The following is a 20,569-nucleotide window of genomic DNA, read 5'->3' as shown; positions in this document are numbered from 1 at the left end:
CGTTCTCCGCAGGACATAAAAAAACCGCGGGCTGACCCCAGCCCGCGGTTGGAGGTGGCTAACTCAGAGAGACACGCACATTATTTGCAAGCAGCAGGCCCCTTGGCAGCGTCCACACCCTTGCACAACTCATCCTTCTTGATCCAGCCGGCCTTGACCACCAGGTCCAGGTTGGCAGCGGTTACAGGAATGGGTTTGAGGAACTGGGCCTGCAACGGCACCTTTTTCTCGCCACCGCTCCAGGTCTGGGCTCCGGCAACCTTCTGGCCCTTGGCCAGTACCACGGCAGCAGCCGCAGCGTCGCGGCCCAGGTCGCGTGCGTCTTTCCATACCGACACAGTCTGGCTGCCCAGCGCCACGCGGTTCAGCGCAGCGTGGTCACCATCCTGGCCCGACACGGGAATGCCCTTGATGCCCTTGGCAGTCAAGGCTGCCACCACACCGCCGGCAGTGCCGTCGTTGGACGCGACCACGGCGTCAATCTTGCCGCCGGTCTTGGTGATGATTTGTTCCATGTTCTTCTGGGCCACTTCGGGCTTCCAGCCGTCGGTGTATTCCTCGCCGACGATCTTGATGTCGCCCTTTTTCACAGCAGCGTCAATGATTTCTTGTTGGCCACCGCGCAGGAAATTGGCGTTGGGATCGGTCGGCGAGCCCTTGATCATCACGTAGTTGCCCTTGGGCTTGGCGGCAAAAATGGCGCGTGCCTGCATGCGGCCCACTTCCACGTTGTCAAAGGTGATGTAGAACACGCCGGGCGCTTCGATCAAACGGTCATAGGCGACCACGGGGATTTTTTGCTGATTGGCCTTGTTCACGGCGGGCAGGATCGCGTCCTTGTCCATGGCCAGAATGATCAGGGCTTTGGCGCCTTTGGAGATCAGGCTGTCGATGTCGGCCAACTGCTTCTCGGGAGAACCGCCTGCGTCTGCGCTGATGTAGGTGGCGCCGTCTTTGGTCAACTGGGCCTTGATGGCGGCTTCGTCGGTCTTCCAGCGCTCTTCCTGGAAGTTGGACCAGCTCACGCCCACCACTTGGGCAAATGCGCCAGCCGCAGCCATGCTCAGGGCAAAGGCGGTCAATGTTGTCTTCAGTTTCATCGTTGTCTCCGGTAATTGGCCTGTGAGAGGCCTATGGTTTTGGACGGACTCTTCTGAGTCATCGTGCTGCCGTAAATGCAACACGGTGCATTTAGTAAGAACGACAAACTAATTATCAAGAGACTTGAAATGGAAGCGTATAGGGATAAACCCGACATAGTTTATTGATCGAACTTAATAAGATTGGAAAGTTCTTTCATTTTTCACAAAGGATTCCAGCGTGGCCCCTCTGGATTGGATTTCGCGGTCCGCCGTGCGCGCCGCTGTGGCGGGTCTGTTCCTGACCCAGATGGCGCTGGCGGCCGATGTACCACCGCCGGCCGTCCCCCGTTTTGCCGAAGAGACCGACACCGCCGGCCTGCAAAGCCGCTTTGAAGGTGAGGGCGAATACATGGTGGGCGGCGGTGTGGCCACCTTCGATTGCGACGGTGACGGCCTGCCCGAGGTCTATGCCACCGCCGGCGTCAACAAGGCCAAGTTCTACCGCAATCGCAGTACCCGCGGCGGTGCGCTCAAACTACAGGAAGAGCGCTCGGGCCTGGAGCTGACCAACGCCATTGGTGCCTACCCGCTGGACATCGACGGCGATGGCCAGACCGACCTGGCGGTGCTGCGCGTGGGCGAGGTGCAGGTCTTCAAAGGCCTGGGCCAGTGCAAGTTCGAGCGCGCCAACGATGCCTGGAACATTCACACCGGCAACGGCTGGCACACCGCGTTATCTGCCACCTGGGAGCAGGGCCAAAGCTGGCCCACACTGGCCATCGGCACTTATACCGACCGCAGCAAGCCCGAGTTCCCCTGGGGCAGTTGCACGCCCGGCCTGCTGCTGCGCCCCAAAGAGGGGGGCGGCTACCAGCCGGCCACGCCTTTGGTGCCCGGCCACTGTGCGCTGTCCATGCTGTTCTCCGACTGGAACCGCTCGGGCACGGCCGCGCTGCGCGTAAGCAATGACCGCGAGTACTACAAGGGCGGTGAAGAGCAACTCTGGCAAGTGCCCGCAGGTGCTACGCCCACGCTCTACACCGCGGCCCAGGGCTGGAAGCCGCTGCAGATCTGGGGCATGGGCATTGCCAGCCACGACCTCAATGGCGACGGTTACCCCGATGTATTTTTGACCAGCATGTCGGACAACAAGCTGCAGACGCTGGAGGCGGGTGCTGGTCAGCCGCGCTTCACCGATATGGCGTTCAAACGCGGCGTCACCGCGCACCGGCCCTATGTGGGCGGCGATGTGCACCCCAGCACCGCCTGGCACGCGCAGTTTGCCGACATGAACAACGACGGCTTGACGGACCTGTTTGTGGTCAAGGGCAATGTCTCCACCATGCCCGACTTTGCGACGCTGGACCCCAACAACCTGCTGCTGCAAAAGGCCGATGGCCATTTTGTGGAAGTGGGCAGCCAGGCCGGCTTGGCCAGCTTCAAGCGCGGGCGCGGTGGCATGGTGGTGGACCTGAATGGCGATGGCCTGCTGGACGTGCTGGTGGTGAACCGCTGGGACAAGGCCCAGCTCTGGCGCCAGACCAGCAGCGGTGCGACGGCGGGTGCGGGCCACTGGTTGCAGCTGCGCCTGCAGCAGCCTGCCGGCAACCGTGACGCGGTGGGCGCGTGGGTGGAAGTGAAGCTCGGCGAGGGTGATGCTGCCCCCGTCATCCGCCAGGAACTCACGGTGGGTGGTGGCCACGCCAGCGGCCACCTGGGCTGGATGCACTTTGGCCTGGGTACCGCTGCCACAGCCCAGTTGCGCGTGCAGTGGCCCCATGGCGGCTGGAGCGACTGGATGCCCGCCAAGGCCGACGCCTTCTACACCCTCAGCCCCCAAGGCCTTGTGAACTGGAAAGCCCCATGAAACACCGATTGCTCTCTCTGTGTCTGGCATGGGCTTGCGCCTGGACCAGCGCCTTCTTGCCGGTGCACGCTCAGCAGGCCCCGCCCGTGGCGGCCCCAGCCAGCGCCTTCAGCGCCAGCGTGGCCACCGAGTGGTTCAGCCTGGCACTGCTGCTGACCCAGCAGACGCCGGGTTTCAGCCCGCCCGTGGCGTCGCGCGCCTTTGCTTACCTGGGGCTCACGCTGTACGAGTCGGTGGTGCCCGGCATGCCGCAGAACCAGAGCCTGGCCGGCCAGCTCAACGAGTTGCAGTCGCTGCCTTGGGCCCAGCCCGATGAAGTGCTGCACTGGCCCACCGTGGCCAATGCCTCCATGGCCACCATGACGCGCATGATGTTTCCCACGGCCAGTGCCGAGAACAAGGCCCGCATTGACCTGCTGGAGCGCAGCCTGCCGCTCAAGTACAGCCAGGACTTTGACCCCAACACCGTCACGCCCGAGATCACCAACCGGTCCGAAACCTTTGGCAAGCTCATGGCCATGGCCATCATGACCTGGGCCCGCACCGATGGCGGCCACGAGGCCTGGGGCCCGCTGCGTCGCAACCAGCAAAACTATGTGCCCCCGAGTGGCGAGGGCCAGTGGTCCGCCACGCCCCCGGCATTTGCGCCGGCGCTGTTGCCCTGGTGGGGCGATGTGCGCCCCTTTGTGCTGAAAGCCAGCACAACCTGCGCCGCACCGCTGCCTCCGCCCTACTCCGAGAGCCCAGGCTCCGCCTTCTACAAGGAAGCCAACGAGGTCTACCAGGTGAGCAACAAGGCGACCCAGGAGCAGCGCCAGGTAGCCTTGTACTGGGCGGATGACCCCCTCAAGACCCCCACGCCCGCGGGCCACTGGCTCTACATCGCCAACGACCTGCTCAAGCAGCAAAAAGCCAACCTGGCCCAGGCTGCCCAGACCCTGGTGCGCCTGAACATGGCCATGGGCGACGCCTTCATTGCGGGCTGGAAAACCAAGTACGTCGTGAATTTGCTCCGCCCGGTGACCTATGTGCAACTGGTGATTGACAGCAACTGGGTACCCACGCTGATGCACACGCCAGCCTTCCCTGAATTTCCCTCGGGGCACTCGGTGCAGTCGGGTGCGGCGGCAGATGTGCTGGATGCGGTGTTCGGGGCCAACAAGCCCTTCACCGACAACACCCACAACGACCGCGGTTGGGGCCCACGCACCTTCGCCAGCTTCCGCGCGGCGGCGGATGAGGCCGCGATCTCGCGCATGTACGCGGGCATCCACTTCCGCAGTGCGATCGAGAGCGGCAAGGTGCAGGGGCGCTGCGTGGCCCAACAGGTGTTGGGGCTCAAGCTGGCGCACTGACGGCCAGGCGCCGCGACGCAGCTTTCAGCCCTAGGCTGCTTCCTTGTAGAAGAAACTGCGCTGCCGTGAACGCGCCGCCAGCGGCGACACGGCCTCGCCGATCGCACCAATGTGGTCGGGCGTGGTACCGCAGCAGCCGCCCACGATATTGACCAGCCCCTCGGCCGCGAACTCACGCACCAGGCGTGCGGTCACGTCCGGGGTTTCGTCAAAACCGGTGTCGCTCATGGGGTTGGGCAGACCGGCGTTGGGGTAACAGCTGATGAAGGTGTCAGGCGCCACCTTGTTGAGCTCCTGGATGTAGGGGCGCATCAGCGCCGCACCCAGCGCGCAGTTCAGGCCGATGGCCAGCGGCTGTGCGTGGCGCACGCTGTGCCAGAAGGCGGTGACGGTCTGGCCACTCAGGATGCGGCCGGACGCATCGGTCACCGTGCCGCTGATGATGATGGGCAGGCGGTGGCCGCTGTCCTCAAAGTACTCATCCACCGCAAACAGCGCGGCCTTGGCGTTCAGCGTGTCAAAAATGGTTTCGACCAGGATCACATCGCTGCCGCCCTCGACCAGCGCCTTGGTCTGTTCATAGTAGGCGGCGCGCAGTTCTTCAAAGGTCACATTGCGCGCGCCCGGGTCGTTCACATCAGGGCTGATGCTGGCCGTCTTGGGCGTAGGGCCCAGGGCACCGCAGACAAAACGCGGCCTGTCGGGGGTGCTGTATTTGTCGCAGGCGGCACGCGCCAGTTGGGCGGACACCCGATTCATCTCCATAGCCAGCTCGGCCATGTCGTAGTCGGCCTGGGCCACAGTGGTGGCGCCAAAGGTGTTGGTTTCGATCAGGTCGGCGCCTGCGGCGAGGTAGCGCTCATGGATGTCGCTGATCACGTCGGGGCGCGTCAGGCTCAGCAACTCGTTGTTGCCTTTGACGTCCTTATGGAAATCTTTGAAGCGGTCGCCCTGGCTGCCGGGGCCGGTATAACCTTCACCGCGGTATTGCGCCTCACCGAGCTTGAAGCGCTGGATCATGGTGCCCATCGCGCCATCAAGGATGGCGATGCGGCTTTCCAGAATGCCTGGCAGGGCTTGTGCGCGGGTGTAGGTGATGGGCTTCATGGGTGCGGCTCACTGAGAGCCTGTTCAAAACCTTTATAGGGTCACGCAAGTACCTTTTCGGGATGGGCTGCTAGGCGCAAAACGCAGCCGGGCTGATGCCCGGCAAGGCTTTGCAACGCCGCAGATCGCCCGAAAAGGCACTTGCCCTTCGGGTTGGGACGAAATCGGGCGATTTGCCCACCAAATTCCTTGTGTGGGCATGAGCCCACACGGCGAAATGTTGGCAGTCAACGCATCCCGATTGCGCCCCAACGTGACCCTATAAAGGCTTTGAACAGGCTCTTGGTTTTAAACAAGTGAGCGCAGTTGGAGTCCCCAAGCCTGACCGAACAACCTGCCGGACCGGGGTCTGGACAGGCGCCAGCTGCAGCGCCCCTTGGTAAGCATCGATTTTAGTTCACAACCGCCGTTGGCAGTGGCCCGCCTGACCACGCTGGCCGCAGGGCTGGACGCGGCCATGCCCGACAATAGACCCCGGTGGAACAACAGGGCCAAGCGGCCCACCATCCCGAATTAATGGTCTTTTAGGCCTCCAGCCCTCGTCCATATTGCGCAACCAGCTCCTGTTTTGATAGCAAATTCTGATTCTTCCACCGCTACGCTGGACGCCTGCCACGACATTCTGCGCACGGTGTTTGGCTACCCCGCATTTCGCGGCCCGCAGCAGGCCATCGTGGAACACGTGGCCGAAGGTGGCGATGCGCTGGTGCTCATGCCCACGGGTGGCGGCAAATCGCTCTGTTACCAGATCCCCGCCATCGCGCGCCAGCAGGCCGGGCACGGCATCACCCTGGTCATCTCGCCGCTGATTGCGCTGATGCACGACCAGGTGGGCGCACTGCACGAGGCCGGTGTCAGCGCCGCCTTTCTGAACTCCACGCTCACTGGCGACGAGGCCTACCAGATCGAACAGCAATTGCTGCGCGGCGAGATCACCCTGCTCTACGCCGCACCGGAGCGGGTGAGCAATGCCCGTTTTCTGGCGCTGCTGGATTCCCTGTTTGAGCGCGGCAAGCTCGGCTTGTTCGCCATTGACGAAGCGCATTGCGTCAGCCAGTGGGGCCACGACTTCCGGCCCGACTACCGCAACCTCACGGTGCTGCACGAGCGTTACCCCGGCATTCCCCGCATCGCCCTCACGGCCACGGCCGACGACCTGACCCGGGCCGACATCCTGGAGCGCCTGCAGCTCGAAGACGCACGCGCCTTTGTCAGCAGCTTTGACCGCCCCAACATCCGTTACACCATCGTCGAGAAGAAAGACGCCACGCTGCAACTGTTGCGTTTTATCGAACGCGAGCACGAAGGCGAGGCCGGCATCGTCTACTGCCAGAGCCGCAAAAAGGTGGAAGACATGGCGCAAACGCTGGTGGACGCCGGCATCAAGGCCCTGCCCTACCACGCAGGCCTGGACCAGAAGGTACGCCAGACCAACCAGGATCGCTTTCTACGCGAAGACGGCATCGTCATGGTGGCCACCATCGCTTTTGGCATGGGCATCGACAAGCCCGATGTGCGTTTTGTCGCCCACCTGGACATGCCCAAAAACATCGAAGGTTACTACCAGGAAACCGGCCGCGCGGGGCGCGACGGCCTGCCAGCCCAGGCCTGGATGGGCTATGGCCTGCAGGACGTGGTGAACCAGCGCCGCATGATCGACGAGAGCCCGGCCGGCGAGGAATTCAAACAGGTGATGCGCGGCAAGCTCGACGCCCTGCTGGGCTTGGCCGAAGCCACCGACTGCCGCCGCGTGCGCCTGCTCAGCTACTTTGGCGAGCCAAGCCAGCCTTGCGGCAACTGTGACAACTGCATCAACCCGCCCGAAATTTGGGATGGCACCGACGCAGCACGCAAGCTGCTGTCCACGATTTACCGCATCCAGCAGATGAGCGGCATCAGCTTTGGTGCCGGGCATTTGATGGACATCGTGCGCGGCAAGAAAACCGACAAGGTCGCACAGTTCGGCCACGACACCTTGAGCACCTTTGGCCTGGGCGCCTCGTTCAGCGAGACGCAATTGCGCGGCGTGCTGCGCCAGCTGATCGCCACCGGGGCCGTGGGCCTGCACAAGGTGGCGATGGACAACGGCCACAGTTTCGACACGCTGGAGTTGACGGAAGGCTCACGCGCCGTGCTCAAAGGCGAAGTGCAGGTGGGCTTGCGCGAATCCGCCTCGGGCCCGGCGGAGCGCAAGAGCAAACGCAGCGCACGCCTGGGTGCGGTGGTCAAGGCGCCGATCGCGCTGGACAGCGAGGCCCTGCTGCGCTACTCCGCGCTCAAAGCCTGGCGCGCCGAAGTGGCGAAGGAGCACAACCTGCCTGCCTATGTAATTTTTCACGACGCCACGCTGGCCGCAATTGCCCAGCGGGCGCCGCAGTCCCTGGACGACCTGCAGGGGATCAGCGGGATTGGGGCGAAGAAACTGGAAGCCTACGCGCACGAGGTGTTGCGCGTGGTGTCACTGCAGTAGCAGCGACTAGGGCGATAGCTCGGTGCAATTTTCCACCGGGTTGCCAAAAAAATGCCCCCTTGAGAAGGGGGCAGTGACCACGCTCAGCGGCGGAGCGTCGGGGGCCATTATTTCCGGTAGCAGCTTTCGTACGACATGGCCGCGCCAGACATGGTGTTTTGCAGGCGGGCAATGGCGCGCTGGTGGCGGGCGCCGCAACTGGCGTCGGCTGCCAATTGGCTGTGGCGTTGCACCAGGGTCTGCAGCTTGGTACGGCAGGCGTCCAGTGCACCGGCAAAGTTCAGCGCAATGTAGGCCGAATGGTCGGCATGGGTTTGGCGAAACTCGTCAGACCAGTAGTTGAACAATTGCCACTTGTAAGTGCCTTTTTCGGGAACCTTGATGGTGTCTTGGTGCATATCAGCCGTACAAAATGAATGAAATATGAAAGAAAGAATGCTTTCAAAGACGTTCAGCTCGGTATCCAACGCGCTGTTTCTTTATGGCATCTGCCTGCACCTATCACGCCCCACGCCCCAAAACGGTTGACAGTCTTTTTAAAATTTCCCCAATCGGGTGCTTCCCCAAGGTAGGTTTGTGTCTTCTGCCGCTAAGCTATTCGCCATGCAAACCGAGATCACCACCCCCCTCCCCCTGCTGAACGCTGAGGGCCATATCACCCGGGAAGGTTGGGCCCGCCACCCCTTGTGGCAATACGACCGCCAGGCCGTGCGCGCACCGAAATGGCGCATCAAGGAATGGGATTACTTCAGCGTGTTGTCGCCCGACCAGCAATTTGGCATCGCACTGACCGTGGCCGATCTGGGCTACATCGGCATGGCGGCCATCTGTTTTCTGGACTTGGGGCGCGGCACGTTCCACCAGGTCGACACGCTGAGCCTCTTCCCCATGGGCCAAACCGGCTTCCCGGCGGGCAGCGACGAAGGCACTGTCCGTTTTGGCGACAAGAAACTGCAGGTGGAATTTAGTTACAACGGCGGGCAGCGGGTGCTGAATTTTTCGGCACCCGGTCTGGTGAACGCGCAGGGCGACAAGGGCATCACCGGCAGCATCACGCTGGAGCAGCCCGCGGCCATGGAGAGCATGAACATCGCCACCTCCTGGGCCGAAAACCGGCGCGCTTTTTACTACAACCGCAAAGTCAACTGTATGCCCGCACAGGGCGGCTTCACCATCGGCCAGCAGCAATACACCTTTGCGCCGGAACGCGACATGGGCGCGCTGGACTGGGGCCGTGGCCACTGGACCTACAAAAACCGCTGGTACTGGGGCTCTGCCTCTGGCCACGCCCAAGGCCATGCGCTGGGCTGGAACATTGGTTATGGCTTCACCGACCGCAGCCCTGCCAGCGAAAACATGCTGTTTGTGGATGGCGTGGCGCACAAGCTGGCGGACGTAACTTTCCACATGGACACCAAGGACTACACGCAGCCTTGGCGCTTTACCAGCTCTGACCAACGGTTTGAAATGGCGTTTACGCCCATCGTGGACCGCAACTCCAGCATCCATTTGGGCCTGATCCGCTCGACACAACACCAGGTGTTTGGGTACTACAGCGGCACGGTGGTGCTGGACGACGGACGCTGCATTACGGTGGACCGGTTCCTCGGGTTTGCCGAAGACGTATTGAACTGGTGGTGAACCAGCGGCGTTGCGCGCACGTTATTGCAGGAAACCCATATTGCGCGCCTCGCGCACTTCGGGCTTGATGCGGTGCTCGGCCTGCAGCTGCTCCATGAATTCCTGCGGCGACAGCAACGTATCCAGAATCAGCGCCTGGCGTTTCACTGCAGCAAAGTCACCGGGGCATAACTGGTCGAGCAAAGCCAGCTGCGCGGCCAGCTCCGGCGTGCACTGCTGCGCGTCCCCTCCACACGCCTCCGCCACAAAGAACGCCTGACGCTGCGGCGCCGTCAGCGGCTTGAACTGGATCTTGAAAGTGAACCGGCGCAGTGCCGCCTGGTCGATGCGGTCCATCAAATTGGTGGTGCATATGAAGATGCCGTGGAAACGCTCCATGCCCTGCAGCATTTCATTCACTTCGCTCACCTCGTAGGTGCGCTGGGCACCCCGGCGGTCCAGCAAGAAGCTGTCGGCCTCGTCCAGCAACAGGATGGCACCTTCGGACTCCGCCTCGCGGAACATCGCGGCCATGTTCTGCTCGGTCTCACCAATGTATTTGCTCATCAGGTCACTGGCCTGGCGCACGATCAGCGGCTTGTTCAGCGTGCTGGCAATATGCTCGGCCAATGCTGTCTTGCCCGTGCCCGGCGGGCCATAGAAACACAGCGTGCCGTGGCCCCGCGCCTGCAGCGCTTGCACCATGCGCGGGATTTCATAACGGGTCTGTACATTCAGGTGCGCCAGGTCGTATTGGGTGGACGCGTGGGTATTGGTCGGAGCCGCCGTGCGGTTGCCCAGCGCCAGATCGGCATTCTTGAGCTGACGCTCAATCAAGCCCTCCAGACTTTCACGGGGCTCTTGCGCCGGGCTGGCACAGGCCAGTTCGGCAAAGCGCACTGCCGTACGGATTTGCGCAGGCGTGAGGCCTTTGCGGCTGGTCAGGCGCGCGACAAAGGCATCGGACACCTGCACGCCTTCCAGTGTCTTGCGCACTACGCCTTCGCGTGCACCGGGTGGTGGTGATTTCAGTTCCAGGTGGTAGGCAAAGCGACGCCGGAACGCCGGGTCGATCTGCTCGATCCGGTTGGTGACCCAGATAGTGGGCACGGTGTTGGTTTCCAGAATCTGGTTGACCCAGGCCTTGCCGCTCACGCTGCTGTTGGGCGGCGTGGCCGACGCATCGGCCCGGGCAATCAAATGCGCAGCTTCACTGGACAGCGGTGGAAATACATCTTCCACCTCGTCGAATAGCAGAGCTGCCTGGGCACTGCCCTTGAGGAACACCTGTGCGATTTGCAGCGAACGGTAGCGGTCGCGCCCGCTCAGGGAATTGCCATCACGGTCCGCGTACTCCACTTCAAACAACTCCAGCCCTGCGGTTTGCGCCACCACTTTGGCCAGCTCCGTCTTGCCTGTGCCGGGCGGGCCGTACAGCAGCACGTTGACGCCCGCCTCCTTGCGCGCCACCGCGTTGGCCAACAACTTGCACAACACCTGCGCGTCCTCGGCGACAAAGGCGAAATCGTCGATCACCAGGCTGCTTTTGGTCGACAGGCGGGTGAACACCGCCATCAGCTCGGCCTGATCGCGGTAGTGGCGCATCAGCACCGGTGGCAGTTTTTCGCTGACCTTCATGAGGTCGGCCAGGTCGGTGATGTTGTGCTCGGAGATCAGGTTTTCCACCAGCCCAATGCGCTCCAGCCGCGAGCCCGCGCGCAAGGCTTCGCCCAGCTCCTGCGGGCTCACGCCCGCTACCTCGGCCAGCGCACCATAGGCCTCGGGCGCGTTGTTGACCTTGAACTCCACCAGAATGCTGCGCATGTCGCGCTGGTAGCGTGCCAGCGTGCCGTACAGCAGCAGCGCGCGTTCGGCCTTGTTGAGCTGCAGCAAACCGGCCAGTGCATTGATATTTTTTTCAACCAGCGTGGACTGTTTTTTGAGGGCATGGCCCAGCCATTCACCGGTGCTGGACAACACCGACACCAAATCCTTGGCCTGGTCTTTGGCGTATTCGTCCAGAAAGAAGAACAGCGTAGCTTCGTCGTAAGGGCCGCGCCAGACGCCGTGGCGGGCCAGGAATTCGTTGGCGGGCAAAGCCTCATGGCCGCGCCAGAGTTCATTGCCCACACAGCGCCGCCCCAAAAACTCCCGCAGTCGCCCCAAAACCGAGACCGGCCACAACAAATGCCGCCCGGCCAGCCCCACCACGCCATTGAAATCGCGGCGCACGTTGAAGCTCGCCCCCTGGCGGGCGGCCAGGGTCAGCACAAAATGGGAGCACATCAGATCCAGCACCGGGGCTTCGAGCAGGCCCGGAGAGGGGATCAGGTGCCCATTGAGGGGCTGGAACAGCGAACGCTTGGCCATCAAACGCCTCCAGCACGGTGTCGTGCCGGTTTTACGATAACGCAGACTGCACCAAGATGGAAGTGCCGCGGCAAAAATTTGTCCCATGGTGCCGCGCCTTGCGCACCACTCCCCGACACCGCTTCGATGGCTTGTAGTTAAAATCCACGCCAATCCCTTTGAAATTCTGAAAGAAGCGCCATGTCTGCACCCCACAACGAAGCCCACGAAGTCGACGCCGTTGAGGCCGTCGTGCCGTTGATGCCCATCGTCTTGCCCATCGCTGGCGCTGTGCTGATTTTCCTGTTGGCCTTTATCGCCGTCTTCATGGCCTGAACGGGACGGGCGCTCCGCGCCGTCCTGGCTGGTGTAGCGCACGCTGCGGTTGCACCAGTAATTTCTCTTTTGTTCTTATAGGTATACCGGTCCTGCAATAGGCCCGTTCTGGCGTACCGCCAGATACCCTGCGGTCAGCGACCGCACACATCCCCCCGCACTTCTCTTGGTCGCCGGACCACCGCCCGTCTCTGGCGCGTCAAATCACAAACATAAAGTCATGCAAGTTTTGCATATCTTTTACATGTAATCGCCATGTAACTCCGGTACCAGTTCTTAAAATTCAAACTGACCAGTACGGCTTGGGCCTATCTGGCGGTTCGTTGGAAGCCGTTTTCTCAAAGTCCGGGGCTTGCTCTGCTGCCTAGCCCGTTTTGAAAAGACGATTTTCAAACTTAGGAGCTTTTTCATGAACTCACCCGCAATGCAAGGCCTGAAGCTGAACACGCCAAGCTACGTCAAAAACGCACACCTGATCGCCTGGGTCGCCGATATGGCGGCCCTGTGCAAGCCCGACGCCATTTACTGGTGCGACGGCTCCGACGAGGAATACCAGCGCCTGTGCCAGCAACTGGTCGATGCCGGCACCTTCAAAAAGCTCAACCCTGTCAAGCGCCCCAACTCTTTCCTGGCCTGCTCCGACCCGACCGACGTGGCCCGCGTGGAAGACCGCACCTACATCTGCTCCGAGAAAAAAGAAAACGCGGGCCCGACCAACAACTGGATGGCCCCGGCCGAGATGCGCGCGACCTTGCAACCGCTGTTCGACGGCTGCATGCGCGGACGCACCATGTATGTCGTGCCGTTCTCGATGGGCCCACTGGGTTCGCACATCGCCCACATTGGTATTGAGCTCTCCGACAGCGCCTATGTGGCGGTGAACCAGCGCATCATGACGCGCATGGGCCGCGCGGTGTATGACGTGCTGGGCGTGGACGGTGCGTTTGTGCCCTGCGTGCACACCGTGGGCGCGCCACTAGAAGCTGGCCAGGCTGACGTGAAGTGGCCTTGCAACAAGACCAAATACATCGTGCATTACCCCGAGACACGCGAAATCTGGTCGTATGGCTCCGGCTACGGCGGCAACGCGCTACTCGGCAAGAAGTGTTTTGCGCTGCGCATCGCGTCCAATATGGGCCGTGACCAGGGCTGGCTGGCCGAACACATGCTGATCCTCGGCGTGACGAATCCCGAAGGCAAGAAATACCACGTGGCAGCCGCTTTCCCCAGCGCCTGCGGCAAAACCAACTTCTCGATGCTGGTACCACCGGAAGGTTTCGAAGGCTGGAAGGTCACCACCATCGGCGACGACATCGCCTGGATCAAACCCAACGCCGACGGCAAGCTCTACGCGATCAACCCCGAAGCGGGTTACTTTGGCGTGGCACCAGGCACCAACTTCCACACCAACCCCAACTGCATGGCCAGCCTGGACAAAAACGTGATCTTCACGAACGTCGCACTGACCGATGACGGCGACGTCTGGTGGGAAGGCATGGAAAAAGACACCGGCGGCCTGCCTGCGCACCTGATCGACTGGCAAGGCAAGGACTGGACCCCCGCGATTGCCAAGGAAACCGGCGTGGACGGCAAACTCAAACCAGCCGCCCACCCCAACGCCCGCTTCACCGTGGCCGCCGGCAACAACCCCGCGCTGGACAGCCAGTGGGACGACGCCAATGGCGTGCCCATCGACGCCTTCATCTTCGGCGGCCGCCGCTCGACCACCGTGCCGCTGGTGACCGAAGCGCGCAATTGGACCGAAGGCGTCTACATGGCCGCGACCATGGGCTCCGAAACCACAGCCGCCGCCACCGGCCAGGCCGGCGTGGTGCGCCGTGACCCGTTCGCCATGCTGCCCTTCATGGGCTACAACATGAGCGACTACTTCCAGCACTGGCTCAACATCGGCAACAAACTGGCCACGTCCGGCGCCAAACAGCCCAAGATCTTCACGACCAACTGGTTTCGCAAGGGTGAAGATGGCAAGTTCGTCTGGCCCGGTTACGGCGAGAACATGCGCGTGCTGAAGTGGATGATCGACCGCATTGAAGGCAAGGCCACCGGAACTGAAACCGGCTTTGGCGTCGCGCCCCAGTATTCCGAAATCATCTGGACCGGGCTGGACTTCACGCAAGCCCAGTTTGACTCTGTCACCAGCCTGAACAAGGCCGACTGGAAAGCGGAAATCGCACTCCACACCGAGCTGTTCACCCAGCTTGCCTACCATTTGCCGAAGGAACTCGAAGAGACCAAAACCCAGCTGGAACAGCGCCTGGCAGCCTGATCCACGGGAATAACAAGACTTCCGCCATTGCTTCTGCGGCACACACCCTGCGCTGCAGACAGTCTGAAAGGTGAATCGGACAATACCCGGTGCACCTGACAACAAAAAAGCCACCGATCCGGTGGCTTTTTTGTTGGGAGCGAAGAATCGCCTAAGCGCTTAGCTGCGCTCGCGTGTCATGGCGGCTTGCAACTCAGCCATGATGCGTGGGTCTTGCTTGGCATGTTCCCACATGGTTTCTTCCATGCGGCGCTGGCGGGCCGCGTGGCTCCAGCGGGCCACCACAGCGGCCATACTGCTGGCCAGTTGGCGCAGCGGAGGTGCCAGAATGGCCAGCGCGGCAAACGCCACGGTCCACAAGGCAACCCAGCCCACCAGCAAGTGGCCGTCGGCCCACGTATCGATCACCTGATCAGCCACCACCAGCAAGGCCGCCAACACAGCTGCCAGCAACATGCCGGCTAGCGTACGGGAACCATCGAGGTCACGGCGCGCAGTGCGCGCGCCCGTAGACGAGCCAGCAGAAGCCGAAGCGACCAGCGGGGAAGAGATGAAACGTGCCATGGTGAACTCCTTGGACGGGGAAGCGGAATGCGGGTTCGACGTGAAGATGGCGTGATACTAGGGTTTTTACTAGTATTGTTCAACTTTATGTTAGTGATGCCAACTATTCATTAAACTAATGATTGACCATGACACCGCTCAATCTCCGCACTTTCGACCTGAACCTGCTCAAGGTGTTTGACGTGGTCATGTCCGAGCGCAACCTCACGCGTGCGGCGCACCACCTGGCGCTAACCCAGCCGGCCGTAAGCAACGCCTTGCGCCGCCTGCGCGAGGCACTGGGTGATGATTTGCTGGTGCGCAAGGGCCGCGGACTGGAACCCACACCGCGCGGGCTGGAGCTGTGGCCCGCCGTACGTGACACCTTGCAAAGGCTGCAGGGTGCGCTGCTGCCCAGCGTGTTCGAGCCGGCCACGGCCACCACCAGCTTTGAACTGACCATGGCCGACGCTACCGCAGCAGAACTCCTGCCCGGCCTGGTGGAAGCCATCGCCACACAGGCCCCCGGCGTTTCGCTGCGCGTGGTGCCGCTGACCACCCGCGACCCGCGCCGCCTGCTGGACGAAGGACAGGCCGATCTGGCCATAGGCCACTTCCCCGCCGTGATGACCGACCTGACCGCACGGGTGCAGGCAGGCGAAACACCGTCCTACCTCCACCACCGCCTGTTCGTGGGCGACTACGTCTGTGTGATGCGCCAGGACCATCCGCTGGCCGGAGGCCCGCTCACGCTGGACCACTTCTGTGCCGCACGCCATCTGCTGGTGAGTTTTTCCGGGCGGGCTTTTGGTTTCATCGACGAAGCCCTGGCCGCCGTAGGCCGCAGCCGCCACGTGGTGCTCACGGTCAACCAGTTTTTCACCGCGGGTAAGGTGGTCACCCACTCGGACCTGCTGACCGTACTGCCGCGTCACTTTGTCAAAGTCACCGGCTTTGCCGACCAGCTGGTGCAACGCGAGTTGCCGCTGAACGTATCTCCCATCCAGGTGGATGCGTTGTGGCACCAGCGCAAGGACGCCGACAATGCACACGCTTGGCTGCGCACGCAAATCGCCACACTCGCGGCCCAAGCCTTTCCCCCATGAAAATCCAGCTTCTGTCCGACCTTCACCTTGAAGCCCACCCGCACTGGAAGGCCCATCCCGCGCCTGGCGCCGACCTGCTGGTGCTGGCGGGTGACGTGGGCTCGTACCAGCCGGGTTCGCAACTGCTGGACGACGACTTTGGCCTGGGCCAGTTCTCGCCGCTGCACGGCTGGCCCACACCGGTGGTGTTTGTGCCGGGCAACCACGAATACGACGGCATGGACTTTGACGTGGCCCACGCGCGCCTGCAGGCCACCTGCGCGCGCCTGGGGCTGCTGTGGCTGGAGCGCGAAAGCCTGGAGTTCATGGGCGTGCGCCTGCTGGGCACAACGCTGTGGACCGACTTTGACGCGCTGGCGGCCGAGGCGGTGCGTGGCCCACGTGCCGACCATGCCCTGGCGCAACAGCTCAAGGCACGCGACAAGGCCAGCCGCGCGGCCAACTACTACCTCAAAAAAACCGGCACCACCCGCGACGGCGTGCCCTGGCTGGCCGAGGGCGTGCGCGCGCAGGGCCTGTTATGCCAGGAGTGGCTGCGCGGCGCACTGGCCACATCGTTTGACGGCCCCACCGTGGCCATCACCCATTTCGCGCCCAGCCTGCGCAGTGCCGACCCGCGTTACGGCCTGACACCGGGCACGGCGGGTTTCTGCAACGCGCTGGACGATTTGCTGCCGCACGCGCAGCTCTGGCTGCACGGCCACCTGCACGCGCCCAGCGACTACACGGCGGGCGGCTGCCGCGTGGTGGCCAATCCGCTGGGGTATGCGCGCAAGAACGAGCAGGCCGCGTTTGTGCCTGATATTCTGATAGAAATCAGCCCCTAGCCCTCATGGGATATGCGCGAGCCGCTACTGAATTAGTAGCAAATTACATAGCCGGATCAGGCGCCACCCGCAGGAAACTGGCAAACCGCGGCACGCCCGCCGCCGTCTCGCCACGGTAACGAAACGTCACCCATTGGCCTACCGCTGGCGGATCTGTGCGTTGCGGGTCGCTGAATCCCGTACCCAACTTGAAGCGCAGTGGCGCGCGCCCATCCGGCTGCGGCAACTCCAGCCACAACGCGCCGAGCCGGCCCGCATGTTTGCCCTGCCCCGCGACGTGGCCGACCACACGGGCTTCGGCATCGACAAAGGGTTTGAGTTTGCGCAGGTCATCACTGCGCTGCGCGCGGTAGTGGGCGGCTCCGCGGTGCAGCATGAGCCCTTCGCCCCCGGCACGTACTGTCTCGGTGAGCCGGGTTTGCAACGCCTGCGCGGTGGTGGCCGTTGACTGCGCCACGGCTTGCACCCAGGTCTGGCCGATGCGAGCCACGGTCTCCTGCAAGGCCGGCAGGCGCTCGGCAAACGTGCCGCTGTGCACGGGCAGGTCAAACACCATGAAACGGATGGCGCGCCACGCGGCATCATCCGGCGTTTGCTGGCGCACCGTGGACACGGCCTGGCTGAACTGGCCGCGCCCGGCCCACAACTCGCCGTCCAGTGGCGTGGCGGGCCAGCCCGCGGTGAACCAGGCCGGAGCCGCAATTGGGTTGCCGCCACGGGTCAACAACTGCCGGCCGTCCCAGTAACCGCGCACACCATCGTATTTCTCACTGACCCAAAAGCCGGCCAATGGCGTGCCAGCCTCGAAGTTCTTGGCCAGCATCAGTGCCGGTGGTGTGCTGGCGGCTGCACCCCAAGCAAATGTGGCGGGAAGTAATGCGGCCAAACCGAACACCAGTTGGCGGCGTTGTAAATGGGGGGCCGGAAGATCAGCGGGGGCGATGGTGACAGGCATCGTGACTCCTTGAAAAATGAAGGCTTCTTGATATGGCGCAATTCCAGTGTACGGGGCGCACCACTACACTGGCCTTTTTGCCCGGGAGTCCTCCATGAAGATTTTGTTGGCCGTTGACGGCAGTGCCTACAGCAAGAAAATGCTCGCCTACCTGAGCACCCACGAGGCCCTGCTCTCCCCCGTGCACCAGTACACCGTGCTGACCATCCAGCCCACCCTGCCGCCGCGGGCGCGCACGGCGCTGGGCAAGGAAGTGGTGGAGCGTTACCACGCCGAAGAAAGCGAAAAGGTGCTGGCCCCGGTGTCCAAGTTCCTGCTGCGCCACGGCATCAACGCCAAGACCGACTGGAAAGTCGGCCCCGCTGGCACTACCATTGCCAAGCTGGCCGATGCCGGCAAGTTTGATTTGCTGGTGATGGGCTCCCACGGCCACAGCGCGCTGGGCAACCTGGTGATGGGCTCGGTGGCCACCCAGGTGCTGGCGCACAGCGGCGTACCGGTGCTGCTGGTACGCTGAACGCATCAAACGCATTTCCAGGCGCGCAAGCAGCTCTCTTTTTGATAGCCGCTTGCGTACACCCCATAAGGGCTAGAGGCCTTTTTGATCAAAATTTCGCTCTTCGCCAGCACGAGCGACCCCTCTAAGCCATCGCTAGTTTGAACACCGCCACGGTCTGCACCAGCTCACTGGCCTGACCCTTGAGGCTGCTGGCGGCGGCGGCCATCTGCTCCACCAGTGCCGCGTTTTGCTGGGTGGTGTGGTCCATTTGCGTGATGGCTTCTCCTACCTGCGACACGCCCGCGCTCTGCTCAGTGCTGGCGGCGCTGATCTCCCCCATGATGTCAGTCACCCGGCGGATAGAGGCCACCACTTCCGTCATGGTTTCACCTGCCTTGTCCACCAAGGTCGTGCCCTGTTCCACGCGCTCTACGCTGGTGCTGATGAGTTGCTTGATTTCCTTGGCTGCCTCGGCAGAACGTCCGGCCAGGCTGCGGACTTCGCTAGCCACGACGGCAAAACCCCGGCCTTGCTCACCCGCGCGGGCGGCTTCGACGGCAGCGTTCAGGGCCAGGATGTTGGTCTGAAAAGCGATGCCATCAATCACACTGATGATGTCGCTGATCTTGTGGCTCGCGTCGTTGATGCCTTTCATGGTCGTCACTACCTGGCCAACCACTTCTCCCCCTTGGACCGCCACCGCACTGGCGCTTTGGGCCAGCTGGTTGGCTTGGCGTGCGCTGTCGGCGTTTTGCTGGACTGCAGAATTGAGCTCTTCCATGCTGGCCGCCGTTTCTTCCAGGGCACTGGCCTGTTGTTCGGTACGGGCGCTCAGGTCATGGTTGCCCTGGGCAATTTCGCTGCTGGCGGTGGACACCGATTCAGAGCCGTTGCGTACGCTGGACACCACGGTCACCAGGCCCTCTTGCATGGTGCGCAGCGCGCGCAAGAGTTGGCCGGTCTCATCGCTGGCGCTCACATCGATATGCGAAGTCAGGTTTCCCGCAGCCACGGTTTGTGCAATCGCCACAGCCTGCGAAATCGGGCGTGTGATTTTGCGGGTCATCACGGCGGCCAGCACGCCCGCCACCACCAGGGCCACGGCGATGGCCAGGAACATCTGCATGCGCAGACTCTGGTTCTGGGCCAGCGAAGTCGCCACATCACGCTCACCGATATCGCGAATTTCCTTTTTGGCAGACTCCACCGCAGCGACCAGGGACATCAGCAGCGGGCGACATTCGGTAGCAATCTTTTTGGACGCCAGCTCCCGGTTGCCCGCCAACGCCGTTTTCACGATCTCGGTGGCCACCACGGCGTATCGGGTTTCGATGGCCTCAATCGCTTCTACCTTGCGCAGCAAATCCGCCGCACCCGCCCCCTCCGCAGCCAATGCCGTTTTCAGGGATTTCATCGAGGTATTGATACGCTCAAACGAGACTTCAATGCTTTTCGTCTCGATCGCAATTTGCGCGGCATCGTCCAGCAGCACGATGTTGCGGGCCGCCACGGCGCGGGCGTTCACCGCATCGAACAGGGTGACCAGCAGCGCTGTCTCCTTCTCCACCACGGTGACCTGGTGCTCGAAGTTCGCCTGCGCGGTGCTGAGGTTGCGAATCGCCATCATTGAAACCAGCACCACGGCCAGGGCCAGGATCAGGTAACTGAAGATGAGACGGGCCTTGATGGTCCCAAGACTGAAACCGGATGTGGCGTGGTTGTCCATGGTATCGACTCCCTTGGTTGGTACGGCTTTCTGTATCCCACTGGCTGGGCCCAAGCCCCCCCCCAACGACGGATCCACAGTGCTTCCAGGAGAGTCCCGGCCCTGCGGCTTTCTATGTATGCCCACTACCTGCCAATCCTTTGGCATCCAAGCGACGTGATCGCTGTTGTTGTCCACACAACCCTCTTTGTCGTCCCGCTGGCTTCGTTGCCGCGGGAGGTGGTCGCGTGTCATTTTTTGAACACAGCAAAATGGTACCCAACAACTGCCGGGTTGGGGGACTTTATTTGGCGCGGCCTCGCCACGGGCGGAAGAGCGCTCGGGTACGCCTGGTCCGGGCCTTGGGGCAGCGGGCATGCAAGATGCCGCCACCTCAACTAAAACGCTATGTTTTTAGTAGCTGCTTGCGCAATATCCATCGGGGCTATAGCCCGATTTCT

At 62.4% G+C, this 20,569-nt stretch carries 16 protein-coding genes and 1 riboswitch; of the genes, 9 read left to right on the top strand and 7 right to left on the bottom strand.

Going from position 1 to position 20,569, the window contains the following annotated elements:
- Nucleotides 1-80: 80 nt before the first annotated feature.
- Nucleotides 81-1,100 carry a D-xylose ABC transporter substrate-binding protein gene (gene xylF / locus RS694_RS01045; protein ID WP_029707930.1) on the bottom strand — a complete coding sequence of 340 codons (1,020 nt, stop codon included), beginning with the start codon at nucleotides 1,098-1,100 and terminating at the stop codon, nucleotides 81-83.
- A gap of 220 nt (nucleotides 1,101-1,320) precedes the next feature.
- Here xylF and RS694_RS01040 point away from each other — a divergent pair, with 220 nt between their 5' ends.
- Both RS694_RS01040 and RS694_RS01035 read left to right on the top strand, forming a co-directional pair.
- Complete coding sequence (locus RS694_RS01040; protein ID WP_241464036.1) at nucleotides 1,321-2,949, top strand: CRTAC1 family protein; 1,629 nt, start codon at nucleotides 1,321-1,323, stop codon at nucleotides 2,947-2,949.
- Complete coding sequence (locus RS694_RS01035; RefSeq protein WP_051391898.1) at nucleotides 2,946-4,304, top strand: vanadium-dependent haloperoxidase; 1,359 nt, start codon at nucleotides 2,946-2,948, stop codon at nucleotides 4,302-4,304. The genes RS694_RS01040 and RS694_RS01035 overlap by 4 nt, the downstream gene beginning before the upstream one ends.
- Nucleotides 4,305-4,334: 30 nt before the next feature.
- On the opposite strand, the gene RS694_RS01030 is transcribed toward RS694_RS01035, so the two are convergent.
- Nucleotides 4,335-5,411: a homocysteine S-methyltransferase family protein gene (locus RS694_RS01030; protein ID WP_029707939.1), complete on the bottom strand. Its 1,077-nt coding sequence runs from the start codon at nucleotides 5,409-5,411 to the stop codon at nucleotides 4,335-4,337.
- Between the two features lie 291 nt (nucleotides 5,412-5,702).
- Nucleotides 5,703-5,795: riboswitch (S-adenosyl-L-homocysteine riboswitch) on the bottom strand.
- A gap of 184 nt (nucleotides 5,796-5,979) precedes the next feature.
- On the opposite strand from RS694_RS01030, the gene recQ reads away from it, so the two are divergent.
- Nucleotides 5,980-7,881 carry a DNA helicase RecQ gene (gene recQ, locus RS694_RS01025; protein WP_420805936.1) on the top strand — a complete coding sequence of 634 codons (1,902 nt, stop codon included), beginning with the start codon at nucleotides 5,980-5,982 and terminating at the stop codon, nucleotides 7,879-7,881.
- A 107-nt stretch (nucleotides 7,882-7,988) separates the two neighbouring features.
- On the opposite strand, the gene RS694_RS01020 is transcribed toward recQ, so the two are convergent.
- Nucleotides 7,989-8,279 (bottom strand): hypothetical protein, encoded by a 291-nt coding sequence (locus tag RS694_RS01020; RefSeq protein ID WP_029707941.1) that lies wholly within the window; start codon nucleotides 8,277-8,279, stop codon nucleotides 7,989-7,991.
- A 178-nt stretch (nucleotides 8,280-8,457) separates the two neighbouring features.
- On the opposite strand from RS694_RS01020, the gene RS694_RS01015 reads away from it, so the two are divergent.
- Complete coding sequence (locus RS694_RS01015) at nucleotides 8,458-9,522, top strand: DUF2804 domain-containing protein (RefSeq protein WP_206538104.1); 1,065 nt, start codon at nucleotides 8,458-8,460, stop codon at nucleotides 9,520-9,522.
- 21 nt (nucleotides 9,523-9,543) lie between these two features.
- Here RS694_RS01015 and RS694_RS01010 read toward each other — a convergent pair whose 3' ends face one another.
- Nucleotides 9,544-11,871: an ATP-binding protein gene (locus RS694_RS01010; RefSeq protein ID WP_029707943.1), complete on the bottom strand. Its 2,328-nt coding sequence runs from the start codon at nucleotides 11,869-11,871 to the stop codon at nucleotides 9,544-9,546.
- Nucleotides 11,872-12,051: 180 nt separating this feature from the next.
- On the opposite strand from RS694_RS01010, the gene RS694_RS20950 reads away from it, so the two are divergent.
- Both RS694_RS20950 and RS694_RS01005 read left to right on the top strand, forming a co-directional pair.
- On the top strand, nucleotides 12,052-12,186 hold the full coding sequence (locus RS694_RS20950) for a hypothetical protein (protein WP_276324434.1): 135 nt from the start codon (nucleotides 12,052-12,054) through the stop codon (nucleotides 12,184-12,186).
- Between the two features lie 409 nt (nucleotides 12,187-12,595).
- Complete coding sequence (locus RS694_RS01005; RefSeq protein WP_029707944.1) at nucleotides 12,596-14,473, top strand: phosphoenolpyruvate carboxykinase (GTP); 1,878 nt, start codon at nucleotides 12,596-12,598, stop codon at nucleotides 14,471-14,473.
- 159 nt (nucleotides 14,474-14,632) lie between these two features.
- On the opposite strand, the gene RS694_RS01000 is transcribed toward RS694_RS01005, so the two are convergent.
- Complete coding sequence (locus RS694_RS01000) at nucleotides 14,633-15,037, bottom strand: hypothetical protein (RefSeq protein ID WP_029707945.1); 405 nt, start codon at nucleotides 15,035-15,037, stop codon at nucleotides 14,633-14,635.
- 128 nt (nucleotides 15,038-15,165) lie between these two features.
- Here RS694_RS01000 and RS694_RS00995 point away from each other — a divergent pair, with 128 nt between their 5' ends.
- Together RS694_RS00995 and RS694_RS00990 are read left to right on the top strand one after the other, a co-directional pair.
- Complete coding sequence (locus RS694_RS00995; protein WP_029707946.1) at nucleotides 15,166-16,122, top strand: LysR family transcriptional regulator; 957 nt, start codon at nucleotides 15,166-15,168, stop codon at nucleotides 16,120-16,122.
- On the top strand, nucleotides 16,119-16,949 hold the full coding sequence (locus tag RS694_RS00990; RefSeq protein ID WP_029707947.1) for a metallophosphoesterase: 831 nt from the start codon (nucleotides 16,119-16,121) through the stop codon (nucleotides 16,947-16,949). The genes RS694_RS00995 and RS694_RS00990 overlap by 4 nt, the downstream gene beginning before the upstream one ends.
- Nucleotides 16,950-16,992: 43 nt before the next feature.
- On the opposite strand, the gene RS694_RS00985 is transcribed toward RS694_RS00990, so the two are convergent.
- Nucleotides 16,993-17,904, bottom strand: a complete 912-nt coding sequence (locus RS694_RS00985) for a DNA ligase (RefSeq protein WP_076069225.1) — start codon at nucleotides 17,902-17,904, stop codon at nucleotides 16,993-16,995.
- 94 nt (nucleotides 17,905-17,998) lie between these two features.
- Between RS694_RS00985 and RS694_RS00980 the strand changes: the two genes are divergently transcribed.
- Nucleotides 17,999-18,421, top strand: coding sequence for a universal stress protein (locus RS694_RS00980; protein ID WP_029707949.1), 423 nt, complete (start codon nucleotides 17,999-18,001; stop codon nucleotides 18,419-18,421).
- 124 nt (nucleotides 18,422-18,545) lie between these two features.
- Here RS694_RS00980 and RS694_RS20945 read toward each other — a convergent pair whose 3' ends face one another.
- Nucleotides 18,546-20,129, bottom strand: a complete 1,584-nt coding sequence (locus tag RS694_RS20945) for a methyl-accepting chemotaxis protein (protein WP_051391900.1) — start codon at nucleotides 20,127-20,129, stop codon at nucleotides 18,546-18,548.
- Nucleotides 20,130-20,569: the final 440 nt, after the last annotated feature.

This window comes from Rhodoferax saidenbachensis, from assembly GCF_001955715.1.
GTDB classification, from domain to species: Bacteria; Pseudomonadota; Gammaproteobacteria; order Burkholderiales; family Burkholderiaceae_C; genus Allorhodoferax; species Allorhodoferax saidenbachensis.
The sequence above is the reverse complement of the archived record's forward strand: the minus strand, read 5'-3'. Positions and strand labels throughout refer to the sequence as shown.